This window comes from Seohaeicola zhoushanensis, from assembly GCF_014656415.1.
GTDB lineage: Bacteria > Pseudomonadota > Alphaproteobacteria > Rhodobacterales > Rhodobacteraceae > Seohaeicola_A > Seohaeicola_A zhoushanensis.
In genome coordinates, this window is sequence record NZ_BNCJ01000010.1 from 36,639 (window position 1) to 52,039 (window position 15,401).

Sequence of the window (15,401 nt, forward strand, 5' to 3'; positions counted from 1 at the left end):
ATTGGTGCGCAATGAATGCGCACCCTACTCCGGCCCGTAGGGTGCGCATTCATTGCGCACCCACACCTCACACCCCGTAAACCCGCCGCACCGTACCGGCAAACAGCGCGTCCTTCTCGGCCTCGGAAAACCCCGCAGCCATCTTCTTGAAGGCGTTCCAGATCACCGGATAGCTGACCGAGATACGGTCCACCGGGAAATTGCTCTCGAACATGCAGCGCTCGGGACCGAAGACGTCGAGCATGTGCGCATACCACTTGCCCTGCAGCGCCACGACCTCGTCCGAGGTTGCCGGCCGCGCCGCCTGGTGGAACCCCCAGCCATTGTCCGGCATAAGGAAGCCGCCCAGCTTGGCGTGAACGTTCGGACAGGCGGCAATCGCCTCCATGTCGCGCTGCCAGTCCGCAAAATACTCATCGCGCCTGCCGGTGAACCGTCCCACCCCAAGCGGGCCGCCGAAATGGTCGAGGATCATGGTGACCTCGGGCAGCGCCCGCGCGAGATCCAGGTATTCGCCGTTCTGCGGGTGATAATGCCAGGTGTCGAAGGTCAGCCCGCGCTCGGCGAACCGCTGCAGCCCGCGCCGGAAGGCCGTGTCGGCATATTGCCCCTCGGCACCGCGCCCCGGGATCACCAGCTTCTCCGGCTCGCTGTCGCGCGCCCCGGCAAAGCGGACGCCCTGGACCAGCCCCTGCCCGGCCTCCAGATGCGCGTCGATGGCCTCGTCCAGCAGGCCCGGCTCCAGCCGCGGGTCGATGTTGCAGATGATCCCGGCGATCTTCGACTGGCCGGGACCGGCGCTGGCCGCCATCTCCGCCACCCGCCGCGACTCGCCCACCGATTGCAGGTGCGCGGGCGCGTCCATGTCCCAATACGACCGGCACTCCATGAACATTGTCGCCACGACATTGTGCCCCGACCCGGTGTCGCGCCACAGCGCCTCCATCTCGTAGACCGCCGGTGCCTCGGGCGTGCCATGCACCCAGAGATGGTGATGGGGGTCGATGATCTCGCGCGCGGGGTCGATGATCTCTTCCTGCACCTGCGCCAGCCAGTCGTCGCGCAGTTCCATCCCCGCGACCCATCCCTGGTATCGTCCCCCGCTTGCGTTCATCCCCGCTCCTCCTTCGGTTTGTATCGCCGCACCAGCCCCTCCTGCGCCACCGAGGCGACAAGCCGCCCGTCCTCGGTATAGATCGCGCCCCGGTTGAAGCCGCGCCCGCCACCGGTGAAGGGGCTGTCGAGCGAGTAGAGATGCCAGTCCTCGAAGCGGATCGGCGCATGGAACCACATGGCGTGATCGAGGCTCGCGGTGACCACCCCCCCGACCATCCAGCTCAGCCCATGCGGGCGCAGCGACGAGCCGAGCAACATCATGTCGCTGGCATAGGCCAGCAGGCAATGCTGCATCATCTCTGACTGGCCCCGCGCCGCCTCCATCCGGAACCAGAGGTTGTTGCGGTCATCCAGCGGTTTGGGGGTGAAATACTCCTGCGGGTCGATCTCGCGGATCTCGATGGGACGCGGACGCAGGAAGTCGGGCCGCAGGCTGGCCTTGATCTTGTCGGCATGTGGCGCGCGCAGGTCTGCCTGGCTGGGCAGCCCCTCGGGGCCGACCACCTTCGGCATGGGATGCTGGTGGCTCCAGCTCTCCTCGGCGTCGTGGAACGAGGCCGAAAGGTTCAGGATCTGCTTGCCATGCTGGATCGCGACCACCCGCCGGGTGGCAAAGCTGCCGCCATCGCGGGCCCGGTCGACCGCGTAGATCACCGGGATCTTCGGGTCGCCCGGCCGGATGAAATAGGCGTGCAGCGAATGGCAGGCCCGGTCCGGCACGGTGCGATAAGCCGCCATCAGCGCCTGCGCGATGACCTGCCCGCCGAAAATTCGCGTCGGCGTCTCGCCGCCCGCGCCCGTGCCCCGGAACAGATCGACCTCAAGCTGTTCGATATCCAGAATGCCCAGAAGTTCCTCTGCAACATCAACCATTTATTCTGTCTTTCTCACGTTCCTCGGCATAGGCGACAAAGGTGTCGAAACTGCCGGGGTTGCTCATGCTGTCGCGGTTCACCACCTTGGCCGGATCCCCGCCCAGCAGCAGTTTCTTCACCGGCACTTCCAGCTTCTTGCCCGACAGCGTGCGCGGCACCTCGGCGATCTGCACGATCTCGTTGGGGATGAACCGGGCCGAGACGGCGGTGCGGATGGCATCGTTGATCTTCGCCTTCAGCGCATCGTCCAGCACTACCCCGGCGGCCAGGACGACGAACAGCGGCATAAAGCTCTCGCGGCCCAGGAACTCCAGGTCGATCACCAGCGAGTCCATCACCTCCTCCAGCCCCTCGACCGCCTGGTAGATCTCGGCCGAGCCCATGCGCAGCCCCTTGCGGTTGATGGTGGCATCAGAGCGGCCATAGATCACCGAGCCGCCCTCGGGGGTGAACTCGATCCAGTCGCCATGCCGCCAGATGCCGGGATAGGTGTCGAAATAGCTCTCGTGCAGCCGCCGCCCGTCGGTATCGCCCCAGAAATAGAGCGGCATCGACGGCAGCGGTTCGGTGCAGACCAGCTCGCCCACCTTGTCGATCAGCTCGTGGCCCTCCTCGTCATAGGCCCGCACCGCATTGCCAAGGAACCGGCACTGCATCTCGCCCATGCGCACCGGCATCAACGGGTTGCCCCCGACAAAGGCCCCCGCCAGATCGGTCCCGCCCGAGATCGGCGCCAGCCAGACATCCGGCTTCACGGCGTCATAGATCCAGCGATAGGCGTCCTCGGACAGCGGCGACCCGGTCGCCGCGATCGACCGCAGCGCCGTGAGGTCGACCGCATCGCGCGGCCGGATCCCCGCCTTCAGACAGGTGGCATAAAAGGCCGCCCCCGCACCGAGATAGGTTACGCGCCGTTCGGCCGCGAAGCGCCACAGCGCCAGCAGGTCGGGTTGGTTCGGCGCAGAGTCGAACAGCGCAACCGTCGCCCCCCGCGCCAGCGCGGTGAACTGCGAGTTCCACATGATCCAGCCCGAGGAGGTCATCCAGCAATAGGTATCCGCCGCGGTGAAATCCTGGTGCAACGACTGCTTGGCCGATTCCACCACGATCCCGCCCTGCCCATGCACGATGGGCTTGGGGTTGCCGGTGGTGCCCGACGAATAGACGATCCACAGCGGTTGGTCGAAGGCCACCTTCACCGGCTGGAACTCTTCGCTCCCCGCGATCATCTCCTCCCAGACCACCGCGCCCTCGGGCAGAGCGCCGGCTACCGGGATCCAGACCCGGTGCTCGACCGTCGGCAGCCCGGCGAGGATGGTCTCCAGCACCGCGCGCCGGTCGATGTCCTTGCCGGCGTGGACATAGCCGTCCTGCGCAATCAGCACCTTCGGCTCGATCTGGCGGAAACGGTCGATGATGGCGACATGGCCCATGTCCGGCGCGCAAAGCGACCAGATCGCGCCAAGGCTCGCCGTAGCGAGGCAGGCAATGATCGCCGCCTCGGTATTGGGCAGGATGGCGACCACCCGGTCGCCCTGCCCCACGCCCATCGCCTTCAGCCGCGCGGCGACGTTGGCCACCTGCTGGCGCAGCTGCGCCCAGGTCAGGTCCTTGTCACCGAAGGTCTCCGACCGCACGCTCAGCGCCACACGGTCCGGGGTTTTCGCCCCCTCGCGCAGCACGACCTCGGCGAAGTTCAGCGAAACGCCCGGGAACCAGACCGCCCCCGGCATCTTCCGCTCGGCCAGCACGGTGCCGACCTCCTCGGGCGCGCCGATCCCGAAATACTCCCAGATCGACCGCCAGAAAGCATCCAGGTCGGTCACGCTCCAGTCCCAGAGGGCCTGGTAGCTGTCAAACGGCAGCCCCCGCTCGGCCAGCCAGCGCATGTAGGCGCTCAGGGTCGAGGCGGCGGCGCGCTCGGGCGACGGGGTCCAGAGGATCTGCCGCCCGCTCATCCGACCAGCGCCCCATGCACCAGCGCCTTCAGCTCGGCCCGGCAGGGATAGGAACTCGACGGCGACAACTGGGTGAAGAAGACCACCGAGAGGTCAAGCTTCCGGTCGACCCAGAACATGGTCGAGGCCATGCCGCCCCAGCTGAAATCGCCGACGCTGCCCGGCACGCCCACGCGGCCCGGATCCAGCACCACCGAGCCTCCCAGGCCAAAGCCCATGCCCTCCATCGGCTGCTCGGCAAAGCTCCTCGGCCCCATGCTGGCGATATCGCCGGGCAGGTGGTTGCGCATCATGAAATCCAGCGTGCGCGGGCTCAGCAACCGACCCCCCGCCGCCATGCCGCCATTGCGCAGCATCTCGACGAACTTGATGTAATCGTCGATCGTCCCGACCAGCCCGCCGCCGCCCGACTCGCAGGCCGGGCGTTCAAATCCCGAACTGCCCGCCTCATCGGCCAGCCGCAGCGTGTCGCCCGCCTCGCGCGGCGCGTTCAGCTCCATCGGCTCGCCCGAGAGCGGCGTGTATAGCGAGGCAAATCGGTCCCCCGTCCCCTCCGGCACCACAAAGGCCGTCTCGGTCATCCCCAGCGGCCCAAGGATATGGTTCTGCAGGAAGGCGCCCAGGCTCTGCCCCGAAACCACCTCGACCACCCGGCCGAGCACGTCGATGGCAACCGAATATTCCCAGTGCCGGCCCGGCTGGAACGCCAGAGGCAGCGCCGCCACCCGGTTGCTCATCTCTTCCAGCGAGGCCGTGGGCGAACGGAAGTCGATCTTGGCCTCCGCCATGATCTTGCCGACCAGGCCGGGGTTGAACGCATAGCTGAGCCCCGAGGTATGGGTCAGCAGCTGTCGCAGCGTCGGGGCCGGTGCCGTCTCGGTCTGTTCGAAACGGATCGCACCCGGCACCAGCGCCTGCATCTTGCCAAAGGCCGGGATGAACTCGCTGACCGGCGCGTCCAGGTGGAACAGCCCCAGTTCGGCCAGCATCATGATCGCCACCGAGGTGATCGGCTTGGTCATCGAGTAGATGCGTACGACCGTATCCCGCTCGAAGGGCAGATCCCGCTCGACGCTGCGCTGCCCGGTCGCGTTGAACCAGACCTCTTCGCCGCCGCGCGCCACCAGGACCGAGCTTCCGGCAAATTTCCGTTCTTCCACATAGCGTTCCATCCAGGAGTTGATTCTGGACAGGCGGTCCCGGTCGAAACCCTTGCTCTCGGGAGAGGCCATTTTCATCTCTGCTCCTGTATTCCTGTCAGTCCTGCCTGCCTCGTGATCCGTGCGCAGGCCATGACGACCCGGCCGCGTCATGCCCCGCCGCAAGGGTTTTCGAACATGGCGTTCCTTGACGCTGTCTTCCATCATCCACCCACCATCTTCCGCATCGCAGGACGGGTCTCCTCGGTGAACCAATGCGCTGGCTGCTGCGCCAGGCCAGCCGCGATCCGCTCCACTGCGCCCGCCCGCACCTGCCGCTTCACGGCGGCATAGGCCTGCGGCGGGATGGCCGCCAGTTCGCGCGCCTTGGCCAGCGCGCTGGCCTGCACATCATCGGAGATCTCGTCGATGAACCCCTGGGCCAGAGCCGCCTCGGCGCGCACCGGCTGACCGGTCAGCATCAGCCGGCGCAGGCTGTCGGGTGACAGCGCGTCGCGCGCGATCTCCATCGGGCCAATCGGAAAATCGACCCCCACCCGCACCTCGGCCAGACCGAACTGCGCGCGCGGCGCGGCGACCCGCCAGTCCGCCCCCAACAGGAAGAAGAACCCGCCGGCAATCGCCGCCCCGTTGAGCGCCACGACCACGGGCTTGGGAAAGGTGTAGAGCGCCAGCAGATCCTCGTTCAGCGCCCGCACGATCTCGCGCTCGCCAATATCGTCGAAGGCCTGCGCTTCCTTGAGGTCCAGCCCCGCCGAGAACACCTTGAACGGGCTCTTCAGGATCACCGCCCGCACCGCGTCATCGGCGGCCAGTTCCTCCAGCCGGGCGGCAATTCGGTCTAGAAAGCCCGCGCTCAGCGCATTCACCGGCGCCCGGCTCAGGACCAGCGCCACGACACCATCGCCCAGGTCCTCGCGAACCACAGTTTCCATTGTTTTTCCCCTCCGCCCCTCGGTTCCGACGCAGGATTGACAGCTTCCGCACCCTGCCCCTAGGCTCGCGCATACAATACCACGCGACGCAAAACCTGCCACGCAAGCAGCGGCTGCGAAAGCGAAAAACGGAGAATTTCCATGAAACTCTACTTTGCGCCGAACACCCGCGCGGTGCGCATCGCCTGGCTGCTGGAAGAGCTGGGCCTGCCCTACGATCTCGAACGCATGACGCTCGGGGACAAGGCCATGCGCGCGCCCGAATATCTCGCGGTGAACCCGATGGGCCGGGTGCCGGTGCTGGTGGACGGCGACGTCACCATCTCGGAATCCGGCGCTATCGTCGAATACCTGCTCGCGCGCCACGGCAACGGCCGGCTGGTGCCCCCGGCCGACAGCCCAGACTTCGCCACCTACCTGCAATGGCTGCATTTCGCCGAGGGCATGATCATGCCCCAGATCAACGTCATCATGGTCGAAACCGTCTTCCTGCCGCCCGAACGGCGCAACGAGGTCAACGTCAAGCGGGCGCTCAAGCTGCTGAACCAGATGCTGGGCGCGGTCGACAGGCATATGGAGGGGCGCGACTACCTCGCCGGCGATTTCTCCGGGGCCGACATCATGTGCGGCCACGCGGTCAGCGTCTCGGAACACCTCGGCGCCGATCTCTCCGACAAGCCGAACCTTCCGCCCTACATCGCACGCCTGTCGGAACGTCCTGCGCTCAAGAAGGCCCGCGCGCTATGAGCGCGCCCGTCGCGCTGATCGTCGGGGCCGGCGACTACATCGGCGCGGCGATCGCCCGGCGCTTCGCCCGGGGCGGCTTCACCGTCTGCCTCGCGCGCCGCAACGGCGACAAGCTGGCCCCTCTGGTGGCCGAGATCGAGACCGAGGGCGGCACCGCCTACGCCTTCACCATGGACGCCCGCAGCGAAGAGAGCACCACCGAGGTCTTCGCCCGCATCGAGGCCGACATCGGCCCGCTCGACCTGGTCATCTTCAACGTCGGCGGCAACGTCCGCTTCCCGGTGCCCGAGACCACCGAGCGTGTTTTCCGCAAGGTCTGGGAAATGGCCTGTTTCGCCGGCTTCCTCACCGGCCGCGAGGCCGCGCGCTACATGGCCCCGCGCCGGCGCGGCTGTATCTTCTTCACCGGCGCCTCGGCCTCGATGCGCGGCAATCCCGGCTACGCCGCCTTTGGCGCGGCCAAGGCGGGCCTGAGATCCTTTGCGCAGAGCCTCGCAAAGGAGATGGGCCCGCAGAACATCCACGTCGCGCATCTGGTGATCGACGCCGGCGTAGACACCGCTTTCGTGCGCGAAAGGATCGCGGCCTCGGGCGCCGATCCGGGCAGCCTGCCGCCCGATACGCTGATGAACCCTGACTCGGTCGCCGAAGCCTATTGGGCGCTCCATAAACAGACCCGCGACGGCTGGACCTTCGAACTCGACCTGCGGCCCTACGCGGAGAAATGGTGATGATCGACTTCTACTACGACTTCGGCAGCCCCAACGCCTATTTGGTCCACAAGGTCCTTCCCGATATCGCCGCGCGCCACGGTGCAGAACTGGCCTACAGGCCGGTCCTGCTCGGCGGCGTCTTCAAGGCGACCAACAACCAGAGCCCGATCACCGCCTTCGCCGGCGTCAAGGGCAAGAACGCCTACCAGGCCCTTGAACTGAAACGGTTTGTCGAACGTCACGGCCTGGCCTACCGGATGAATCCGCATTTCCCGGTCAACACGCTGATAATGATGCGCGGCGCTATCTTCGCCGAGGGTCAGCCCTGGGAAACCACCTACCGCGAGGCGATGTTCGACGCAATGTGGCGCGACGGCGAGAAGATGGACGACCCCGCCACCCTCATGGGTGTCCTCGCGGCCGCCGGCCTGCCCGCGGACGAGATCGCTGACGGCGTGCAGCAGGACATCGTCAAACAGGGGCTGATCGCGGCCACCGAGGCCGCCGTCGCCCGCGGCGTCTTCGGCGCGCCCACCATGTTCCTCGGCGACGAGATGTTCTTCGGAAAGGATGCCCTCGGCGACCTCGACTGGCGCCTCTCCACGCGCTGACCCCGGACGCCGCCTGTCACAGCAGCGCCCGAGGCCGCCCTGCCTCACACTTCGAGCCACTCCTTGCGCACGTCCTCGCGCGCCTTCAGCTCCTGCGGCGTCCCTTCGAACACCACCCGCCCGTGGCCCATCACGTAGACCCGATGCGCGATGTCCAGCGCGATCGAGAGTTTCTGCTCGACCAGCAGCGTCGCAATCCCGCGCCGGGCGATCTCCTGCAACAGGCTCGCCACCCGCTGCACCATCTGCGGGCTGAGGCCCTCGGTCGGCTCGTCGATCATGACCAGATCCGGGTCGCCCATCAGCGTGCGGCACATGGTCAGCATCTGCTGCTCGCCCCCCGACAGAACCGAGGCCTCGACATCGGCCCGGTTCTTCAGGTTCTCGAACAGCTCGAACATGTCCTGCATCGACCAGCGCCCCTGCCCGTCCTTCTGGCGCGGCTTCAGCCCCAAGATCAGGTTCTGCCGCGTCGTCAGGCCCGGAAAGATATCGCGGTTCTCCGGCACATAGCCGATCCCCAGGTTCGCCACCTCAAAGGCCTTCTTGCCGGCGATCTCGGTCCCCTTGAACCGGATCGAGCCCTGCGGCGGCACCTCGCCCATGATGGCCTTGCAGGTGGTCGACCGCCCGACCCCGTTGCGCCCCAGCAGCGCGACGATCTCGCCCTCCTGGATCGACAGGTTCACGCCCTGGAGAATATGCGACTTGCCGTAATAGGCGTGCAGGTCCGTAACTTCGAGCATCAGTGTTCCGCCTCCAGCGCAGCGCCGAGATAGGCCTCCTGGACCTTGGGATTGGCGCGCACGTCCTCCGGGCGCCCCGTCGCGATGATCTCGCCATAGACCAGGACCGAAATCCTGTCGGCCAGGCCAAAGACCACCCCCATGTCGTGTTCCACCATGACCAGCGTCTTGTTCTCCGTCACCTTGCGGATCAGCTCGACGATATAGTCGGTCTCCGAATGGCTCATCCCCGCCGTCGGCTCGTCCAGCATGATGACATCCGCACCGCCCGCGATGGTGATGCCGATCTCCAGCGCCCGCTGTTCCGCATAGGACAGCACTCCCGCCGGCAGGTCCCGGCGCGCAGTCAGGTTGATCTGCTCCAGGATCTCATCCGCCCCCTCGTTCAGCTCGCGCGAACGGCTGACCAGGTTCCAGAACGAATACCTGTATCCCTGCGACCACAGCAGCGAACAGCGCACGTTCTCGAACACGGTCATCTTCGGAAAGATGTTGGTGATCTGAAACGACCGCGACAGGCCCATCCGGTTGATCTGGAACGGCGCCATCCCGGCCAGGTCGGTGCCATGCAGCCGCACGGTCCCGCTGGTCGGCGCAAAGCGGCCGGTGATCAGGTTGAACAGCGTCGACTTGCCGGCGCCATTGGGTCCGATCACCGCGTGCAACTCGCCCCGCTGGATCGACAGGTCGACCCCGCGGATGATCTCGGTGCGGCCAAAGCTCTTGCGCAGGCCTTCAAGCTGCAGCGCCGGAACCGCGGTCTTGCTCATCGGGGCATTCATGCGCGGCCTCCATCCGGTGTGTTCGCGGCGTGCCAGGCGTTGCGCAGCTCACCCGAATTGCGCTTCGCCACCCAGAACCCGGCGGCCGCCACCACGAAGGCTATCAGCATCGCCAGCAGATTGTGGCTGTCGAAGGTCACCCAGAACAGCGTCATCTCCTCGTCGCCCGGCGGGGCGTGGCGATAGTGGAAGATGATCTCCATCAGCGCCGAAACCCCGATCACGCTGACCAACGCCGGCAGCAGCGTCTTGATATAGGGCATGACCAGCAGCCCGAACTTGCCAAGCCGGGCCACCGGCACATGCATCATCAGCACGCCCGCCAGGCCACCCGGGAAGAACATCACCGTCGCCAGGAACAGCGCGCCAAGATACAGCTGCCAGATCTCGGTATAAAGGCTCAACACCGACTGCAGCAGAGTGAAGACGATGGCGCCGATGATCGGGCCAAAGAAGAAGCCGACCCCGCCCAGGAAGGCCACCAGAAGGATCACCCCCGACTGCGTCGCGCTCATGCTCTGCTCGGTCAGGATCTCGTAGTTGATCGCGACCATCGCCCCGGCCACCCCGGCGAAGAAGCCCGAGGCGCAGAAGGAATAGAACCGCACCCAGCGCGCCGAATAGCCAAGGAACTCGGCCCGCTCGGGGTTGTCGCGCACGGCATTGGCCATGCGCCCCACCGGCGTGCGCGAGAACAGGTACATCAGCAGCGCCGACAGCACCGTCCAGAAGCCGAGCACGTAATAGACCTCGATCTGCTGCAGGAACTCGTAGCCGAAGACCGGCAGGCCATAGGTGCGGTCGCCGCTGATCCCCTCCTCGCCGCCGAAGAGCACGACGATGATCACGGTGCAGGCGGCGATCAGCTCGCCGATCCCGAGCGAGATCATCGCAAACACCGTGCCAGCCCGCCGGGTCGAGAACGACCCGATGATCGTCGCCAGCCCCAGCCCGAACAGCCCGCCGAAGATCGGCAGCAGCGGCAGGGGCAGCGGCAGGCCGTTGTCCTCGACGGCGTTCATGATGTGCATGCACATGAAGCCGCCGAAGCCGAGATAGACGGCATGGCCAAAGCTCAGCATCCCGCCCTGCCCCAGCAGCATGTTGTAGGCCAGCGCAAAGACGATGGTGATCATCATCTGGTTCATGATCGTCAGCGCCGCGTTCGACTTGAAGACGAACGGCAGCAGGACAAGGAAGGCAATGGCAAAAAGCCAGGGCGCGACCTGTCCCAGTGTCAGGCGTGATGCCGGCGTGCTGACGGCGGACTTGTGAGTGGTGTCGGTCATACGTCACGCTTCCCGAACAGGCCGAAGGGGCGGAACACGAGGATCAACACCATCAGGATGTAAGGCAGGATCGGGCCAATCTGCGGCAGGCTCAGGGTCCAGAGATCGCGGATATAGCTCTCGCTCAGGTCCTCGGGGCGCTCCAGGCCGATCGCGGTGAGAAGGCTTGCAAACTCGAAGGTCGAGGTCGCGGCGAATGTGGTCAGCCAGCCGATCAGCAGCGAGGCCACCAAGGCCCCCCAGAGCGACCCCAGGCCGCCGATCACGATGGTCACGAAGACGATCGAGCCCAGCAGGAAGGCCATGCCCGGGAAGGTTCCCAGCACAGGCCCGGCGATCACGCCCGCCACCCCGGCCAGCGCGGTGCCGACGCCGAAGACGCCCATGAAGACCAGCGGCACATTGTGCCCCAGCGCCTCGACCGTGCGCGGATACGACAGCGCCGCCTGGATCACCATGCCCACGCGGGTCCGGGTCAGCACGTAGAGCAAAGCCAGGAAGATCCCGATCGAGATGAAGATCATGAAGACCTTGTAGGCCGGGATGGCATTGCCGCCGATGCTGAACAGCGCGAAGTTCAGCAGTTCGGGTTCGTCGAAGGGCACGATGTTCTTGCCCCAGATGAACTGCACCACTTCTTCGATCAGCAGCGCCAGGCCAAAGGTGAAGATCAGCTCGGGCACGTGCCCGTATTGGTGGACCCGCCGCAGGCCATAACGTTCGACCAGCGCGCCCAGCACGCCGACAATCAGCGGAGCGATCAGCAACCCCGGCCAGAAGCCGACGTAAAGGCTGATCTGATAGGCGAAATATGCCCCCAGCATGTAGAAACTGGCGTGTGCGAAATTCAGCACGCCCATCATCGAGAAGATCAGGGTCAGTCCGCTCGAGAGCATGAAGAGCAGAAGCCCCGTCACCAGCCCATCGATCAGATTAATGACAACCAGGTCCATCGGCCAGCACTCCTTGGTCGAAAGTCGGGTCTTGTCAGGTCAGGATGTGACGGCTGCCCGAACCGCGATGCGGACAGCCGTTCATGATCAGCCGCTTACGGGCGATCCATCTTGCAGGTGGTCGGGCTGTCCATGCCGGCCATCTCCACCGTCGATTCCACGACAACGCCGAAGCCCGAGTTGTCATAGTCGTAGGTCACGCCCTCGTTGGTATGCTGGAGGATGTGCATGTTCTGGATCAGCTGGTGGTCCTGCGGGCGCATGAACAGTTTGGTGCCCCAGATGCTGTCCAGTTCCATGCCTTCCAGCGCCTTGCCGACCGCAACCACGTCATCCGCGGTGCCGGCCTTCTCGATCGCCGCCGCCAGCATGGCGATGGTGTTGGTGATGCGGGTCTGGTCGACGTTGCCGTCGGCATACTTGGCCTTGTAGGCGTCGTAATAGGCCGAGGCGACATCGCTCACCGGCGGGTTGGTCTGGCCTTCGCTGACCAGCCGGATCACGCCCTTGCCGGCCTCGCCGAAGGCCGCGGTGATGCCGCTGCCTGCCGCGTAGTAGGTATAGACCGGGCCGGTATAGCCGTTGGCCACCAGCGCCTTGCCAAGGCCGAGCATGTCAGCGCCCCAGTTGCCGGTGATGACCGCATCCGCGCCAGCCGCGGTGATCTTGCGGGCGTATGGGGTGAAGTCCTTCACCTTGCCGATCGGGTGCAGTTCATCCCCGACGATCTCGATGTCCGGACGCTTGGCCTTCAGCATCGCATTGGCCGCGGCCGAAACCGCCTTGCCGAAGGAGTAGTCCTGGCCGATGATATAGACCTTGTGGATGTCCTTGTTGCCCGCGATCACGTCGGTCAGCACGTCCATCTTGATGTCGGCGTTGGCGTCGAAGCGGAAGTGCCAGAAGTTGCACTTGTCGTTGGTCAGCGCCGGGTCCACAGCCGAGTAGTTCAGGAACAGAACGCGGCTGTCGGGATTGCGCTTGTTGTGCTTCTCGATGGCCTCGGTCAGCGCGTTCGCCACGCCCGAGCTGTTGCCCTGGATGATGTAGCGATAGCCCTGGTCGATGGCGACCTGCAGCTGGATCAGCGATTCCTGAGGGCTGGTCTTGTTGTCGAAGCCATCGACAACCAGCTTGCGCCCGCCCAGCAGGCCGCCCTTCTCGTTCACGAGACGGTCGGCGGCGAACTGGAACTGGTGCAGACCGTTCGACCCGGTGGCCGCGAAGGGGCCGGACAGCGGGTCGATGAAGGCTGCCTTGATATCCTGGGCAAGGGCGGCAGTTGCGCTTACGGACAAGGCAAGCGCCGCGGCTACGCCGAAGCGGGTAATTTTGAGCATTAGATTTCCTCCCAAAGGTGAGCCCGGCGCGCTTTCCACGCGAATTTCTCGGACTTGCCCCGAGACTTGCATATCAGCCACCAAAGTCAAGCTTCGCGATCCCCTCCATTTCCGGATTCCGGTAACGCCGCTCGGGCCGGCGGCTCGCCGGGATCGGGACACGAGAAGGAGCGCGAGATATTCAAGGGATGGACGTGCCGGGAAGTCCTCCAAAGAAACTTTAATTACGGCCATGATAATTTTGATATTAAATGATAAATTTCAATACTGTTCGGCAAGAAACTCCAGCGGAGCAACCAAATGATGACTCCAAAACCACCCCGCACAGCGGCCGCGTGAAGCCATGAAAGACCCCCGAACCCGGGCGCTTTTGCGCCGCCACCGCCGGTCATTTTCCGGTGCCGAAACTAAGGTGCAGGACGCACAAAACTTTTCGCACAGCAAAAATCCGTTCCACGGATTCGCTGATTCTGGCGAAACCGCCCTAGCGCCGCAGCGCCTCGAGCCCATGCTCCGCGAAGATCGGAACGTAAGCCCCGACCTTCATGGCCCTTTCCGGGTTCGAGGCATTGCCATCGAGCGCCCGCTTCAGCACGCCCTGGATGATCCCGGCCATGCGGAAGAAGCAGAAGGCGAGGTAGAAGCCGAAGTTGTCGATGCCCGCCAGCCCCCGCCGCGCGCAATAGGCGGCGATGAACTCCTCGTCGCTCGGCAACCCCTGCGCCACCCGGTCGATACCGGCCAGCCCGCGCCCCTCCGGCCCCAGCGGCATCTGCCATTGCATGATGACCGAGGCGAGGTCGGCATAGGGGTGCCCGATGGTGCTCAGCTCCCAGTCCAGCACCGCGAGGCAGTTGGTGCCCTGCTTGGCAAAGATCATGTTGTCGATGCGGTAATCGCCGTGCACCAGCGTGCGCTGGCCATCGTCCGGCGGCATCCGCTCGACCAGTTCCGCCATCAGCCGGTCCATCGCCTCGACCGTCACCGTCTCCGAGGCGCGGTACTGCTTCGACCAGCGGCCCACCTGCCGCTCGAAGTAATTCCCCGGCGGCCCGTAATCCGACAGGCCCACCGCGTCGATATCGACCATGTGCAACTCGGCCAGCACCCGGTTCATCTCGTCGATGACCTTACCCCGGTCGGCCTTCTCAAGCTCGTCCAGCGAGGGCAGCCGCAGGTTGCGCCCGTCCACATGCTCCATCACGTAGAACGACGATCCGATGACCGCGTCGTCTTCGCAAAGCAGGTACATCTTCGCCACCGGCACCTTGCTGCCGGCCAGCGCGCTCTGCACCCGGAATTCGCGGTCGACCGCATGGGCCGACTTCAGCAAGACCCCCGGCGGCTTGCGCCGCAGCACGTAATTCTGCCCCGGCGTCTTCAGCAGGAAGGTCGGGTTCGACTGGCCGATATCGAACTTGACCGCCTCGATCGGCCCCTCGAAGCCCGGCAGGTGCTCGGACAGATAAGCCGCGACGGCCGCTGTATCGAGTGTCTGGGTATCGGCCATGCGTCACCTCAGCTGTAGGTCAGCAGCCCGGCCCGATCCTTCGGCGCCAGGTGCGGGGTTGCATTGAATTCGTTCAGGAAAAACCGCGGCCCTGAAAAGACGAACCGCGTCATCGAGCTGTTCTTCACCTGCAGGTTCAGCTCCATCATCATCGGCTTGGGCGCCGCCAGCGCCTGGGCGACCAGCTGCCCGATCACCCCGCCGGACGAGATCACCAGCACGCGCCGCGCGCTGGTGTCGGTGGCAAAGGCCAGCGCGGCCGCGACCCGCGCCTCGAACTCGGACCAGCTCTCCTTCGCCCCGGCGCATCCGCCCTTCTGCCAGTCGAGGATCGTCTCGCGCAGGGTGCGAAAGTGGGTCTTGCGCTCCCCCTTCACCGCCTCGGGCACCTGCCCGGCAAAGCGCACGTGCAGCAGGTCGTGGAAGTCGTATTCGTTGAACCCGGGGTGCTGCTCCGGCTCGGCGTCAAAGCCCATCGAGCGCAGCGTTTCCTTCTGCCGCTCCAGCGTGCCGGTCACCAGCCGGTCGGGCACCCAGCCCGCCTCGCGCAGCGCTTCGCCGGCGAGACGCGACTGTTCGTGCCCGACTTCGGACAGCCGGTCGTAATTGTCCGCCCCGAACGAGGCCTGACCGTGACGGACAACAAGAAGTTCAGCCATGCCCGGC

Annotated in this window: 15 protein-coding genes; 3 read left to right on the forward strand and 12 right to left on the reverse strand. The window is 65.4% G+C overall.

The window, feature by feature from the left end; genetic code table 11:
- Positions 1–67: 67 nt before the first annotated feature.
- The 5 genes from IE266_RS16155 to IE266_RS16175 all read right to left on the reverse strand — a co-directional run bounded on the left by IE266_RS16155 (position 68) and on the right by IE266_RS16175 (position 6,044).
- On the reverse strand, positions 68–1,114 hold the full coding sequence (locus IE266_RS16155) for an amidohydrolase family protein (protein ID WP_189681146.1): 1,047 nt from the start codon (positions 1,112–1,114) through the stop codon (positions 68–70).
- On the reverse strand, positions 1,111–1,989 hold the full coding sequence (locus tag IE266_RS16160; RefSeq protein WP_189681147.1) for an acyl-CoA thioesterase: 879 nt from the start codon (positions 1,987–1,989) through the stop codon (positions 1,111–1,113). The genes IE266_RS16155 and IE266_RS16160 overlap by 4 nt, the downstream gene beginning before the upstream one ends.
- Positions 1,982–3,949, reverse strand: a complete 1,968-nt coding sequence (locus IE266_RS16165; protein ID WP_189681148.1) for an acetoacetate--CoA ligase — start codon at positions 3,947–3,949, stop codon at positions 1,982–1,984. Before IE266_RS16165 ends, IE266_RS16160 begins: the two co-directional genes overlap by 8 nt.
- Positions 3,946–5,181: a serine hydrolase domain-containing protein gene (locus IE266_RS16170; RefSeq protein ID WP_229864223.1), complete on the reverse strand. Its 1,236-nt coding sequence runs from the start codon at positions 5,179–5,181 to the stop codon at positions 3,946–3,948. Before IE266_RS16170 ends, IE266_RS16165 begins: the two co-directional genes overlap by 4 nt.
- Positions 5,182–5,312: 131 nt before the next feature.
- The gene (locus IE266_RS16175; RefSeq protein WP_189681149.1) at positions 5,313–6,044 is read right to left on the reverse strand and encodes an enoyl-CoA hydratase/isomerase family protein; all 732 of its coding nucleotides are present in this window, start codon (positions 6,042–6,044) and stop codon (positions 5,313–5,315) included.
- A gap of 141 nt (positions 6,045–6,185) precedes the next feature.
- Here IE266_RS16175 and IE266_RS16180 point away from each other — a divergent pair, with 141 nt between their 5' ends.
- The 3 genes from IE266_RS16180 to IE266_RS16190 are packed head-to-tail and all read left to right on the forward strand — an operon-like array spanning position 6,186 to position 8,115.
- A complete protein-coding gene (locus IE266_RS16180; protein ID WP_189681150.1) occupies positions 6,186–6,791 on the forward strand; it encodes a glutathione S-transferase family protein in 606 nt (201 codons plus the stop codon).
- Entirely contained in the window at positions 6,788–7,522 is a 735-nt protein-coding gene (locus IE266_RS16185; protein ID WP_189681151.1) for an SDR family NAD(P)-dependent oxidoreductase, read from the forward strand. Before IE266_RS16180 ends, IE266_RS16185 begins: the two co-directional genes overlap by 4 nt.
- Positions 7,522–8,115 carry a 2-hydroxychromene-2-carboxylate isomerase gene (locus IE266_RS16190; RefSeq protein ID WP_229864190.1) on the forward strand — a complete coding sequence of 198 codons (594 nt, stop codon included), beginning with the start codon at positions 7,522–7,524 and terminating at the stop codon, positions 8,113–8,115. Before IE266_RS16185 ends, IE266_RS16190 begins: the two co-directional genes overlap by 1 nt.
- A gap of 44 nt (positions 8,116–8,159) precedes the next feature.
- Here IE266_RS16190 and IE266_RS16195 read toward each other — a convergent pair whose 3' ends face one another.
- From IE266_RS16195 to IE266_RS16225, 7 genes are all read right to left on the reverse strand, one after another.
- Complete coding sequence (locus IE266_RS16195; RefSeq protein WP_308434603.1) at positions 8,160–8,864, reverse strand: ABC transporter ATP-binding protein; 705 nt, start codon at positions 8,862–8,864, stop codon at positions 8,160–8,162.
- Positions 8,861–9,631 carry an ABC transporter ATP-binding protein gene (locus IE266_RS16200; RefSeq protein ID WP_189681154.1) on the reverse strand — a complete coding sequence of 257 codons (771 nt, stop codon included), beginning with the start codon at positions 9,629–9,631 and terminating at the stop codon, positions 8,861–8,863. Before IE266_RS16200 ends, IE266_RS16195 begins: the two co-directional genes overlap by 4 nt.
- A gap of 8 nt (positions 9,632–9,639) precedes the next feature.
- The gene (locus IE266_RS16205; protein ID WP_189681155.1) at positions 9,640–10,932 is read right to left on the reverse strand and encodes a branched-chain amino acid ABC transporter permease; all 1,293 of its coding nucleotides are present in this window, start codon (positions 10,930–10,932) and stop codon (positions 9,640–9,642) included.
- The gene (locus IE266_RS16210; protein ID WP_189681156.1) at positions 10,929–11,885 is read right to left on the reverse strand and encodes a branched-chain amino acid ABC transporter permease; all 957 of its coding nucleotides are present in this window, start codon (positions 11,883–11,885) and stop codon (positions 10,929–10,931) included. Before IE266_RS16210 ends, IE266_RS16205 begins: the two co-directional genes overlap by 4 nt.
- Before the next feature lie 95 nt (positions 11,886–11,980).
- Positions 11,981–13,225: a branched-chain amino acid ABC transporter substrate-binding protein gene (locus IE266_RS16215; protein ID WP_189681157.1), complete on the reverse strand. Its 1,245-nt coding sequence runs from the start codon at positions 13,223–13,225 to the stop codon at positions 11,981–11,983.
- A 484-nt stretch (positions 13,226–13,709) separates the two neighbouring features.
- Positions 13,710–14,735, reverse strand: coding sequence for a phosphotransferase family protein (locus IE266_RS16220; protein ID WP_189681158.1), 1,026 nt, complete (start codon positions 14,733–14,735; stop codon positions 13,710–13,712).
- Between the two features lie 8 nt (positions 14,736–14,743).
- Entirely contained in the window at positions 14,744–15,394 is a 651-nt protein-coding gene (locus IE266_RS16225) for a histidine phosphatase family protein (RefSeq protein WP_189681159.1), read from the reverse strand.
- Positions 15,395–15,401: the final 7 nt, after the last annotated feature.

Coding starts and splice junctions, on each gene's coding strand:
- IE266_RS16165 (WP_189681148.1), bottom strand. CDS start 3,949: ATGAGCGGGCGGCAGATCCTCTGGACCCCGTCGCCCGAGCGCGCCGCC.
- IE266_RS16205 (WP_189681155.1), bottom strand. CDS start 10,932: ATGACCGACACCACTCACAAGTCCGCCGTCAGCACGCCGGCATCACGC.
- IE266_RS16190 (WP_229864190.1), top strand. CDS start 7,522: ATGATCGACTTCTACTACGACTTCGGCAGCCCCAACGCCTATTTGGTC.
- IE266_RS16215 (WP_189681157.1), bottom strand. CDS start 13,225: ATGCTCAAAATTACCCGCTTCGGCGTAGCCGCGGCGCTTGCCTTGTCC.
- IE266_RS16200 (WP_189681154.1), bottom strand. CDS start 9,631: ATGAGCAAGACCGCGGTTCCGGCGCTGCAGCTTGAAGGCCTGCGCAAG.
- IE266_RS16175 (WP_189681149.1), bottom strand. CDS start 6,044: ATGGAAACTGTGGTTCGCGAGGACCTGGGCGATGGTGTCGTGGCGCTG.
- IE266_RS16185 (WP_189681151.1), top strand. CDS start 6,788: ATGAGCGCGCCCGTCGCGCTGATCGTCGGGGCCGGCGACTACATCGGC.
- IE266_RS16155 (WP_189681146.1), bottom strand. CDS start 1,114: ATGAACGCAAGCGGGGGACGATACCAGGGATGGGTCGCGGGGATGGAA.
- IE266_RS16225 (WP_189681159.1), bottom strand. CDS start 15,394: ATGGCTGAACTTCTTGTTGTCCGTCACGGTCAGGCCTCGTTCGGGGCG.
- IE266_RS16180 (WP_189681150.1), top strand. CDS start 6,186: ATGAAACTCTACTTTGCGCCGAACACCCGCGCGGTGCGCATCGCCTGG.
- IE266_RS16210 (WP_189681156.1), bottom strand. CDS start 11,885: ATGGACCTGGTTGTCATTAATCTGATCGATGGGCTGGTGACGGGGCTT.
- IE266_RS16160 (WP_189681147.1), bottom strand. CDS start 1,989: ATGGTTGATGTTGCAGAGGAACTTCTGGGCATTCTGGATATCGAACAG.
- IE266_RS16170 (WP_229864223.1), bottom strand. CDS start 5,181: ATGGCCTCTCCCGAGAGCAAGGGTTTCGACCGGGACCGCCTGTCCAGA.
- IE266_RS16220 (WP_189681158.1), bottom strand. CDS start 14,735: ATGGCCGATACCCAGACACTCGATACAGCGGCCGTCGCGGCTTATCTG.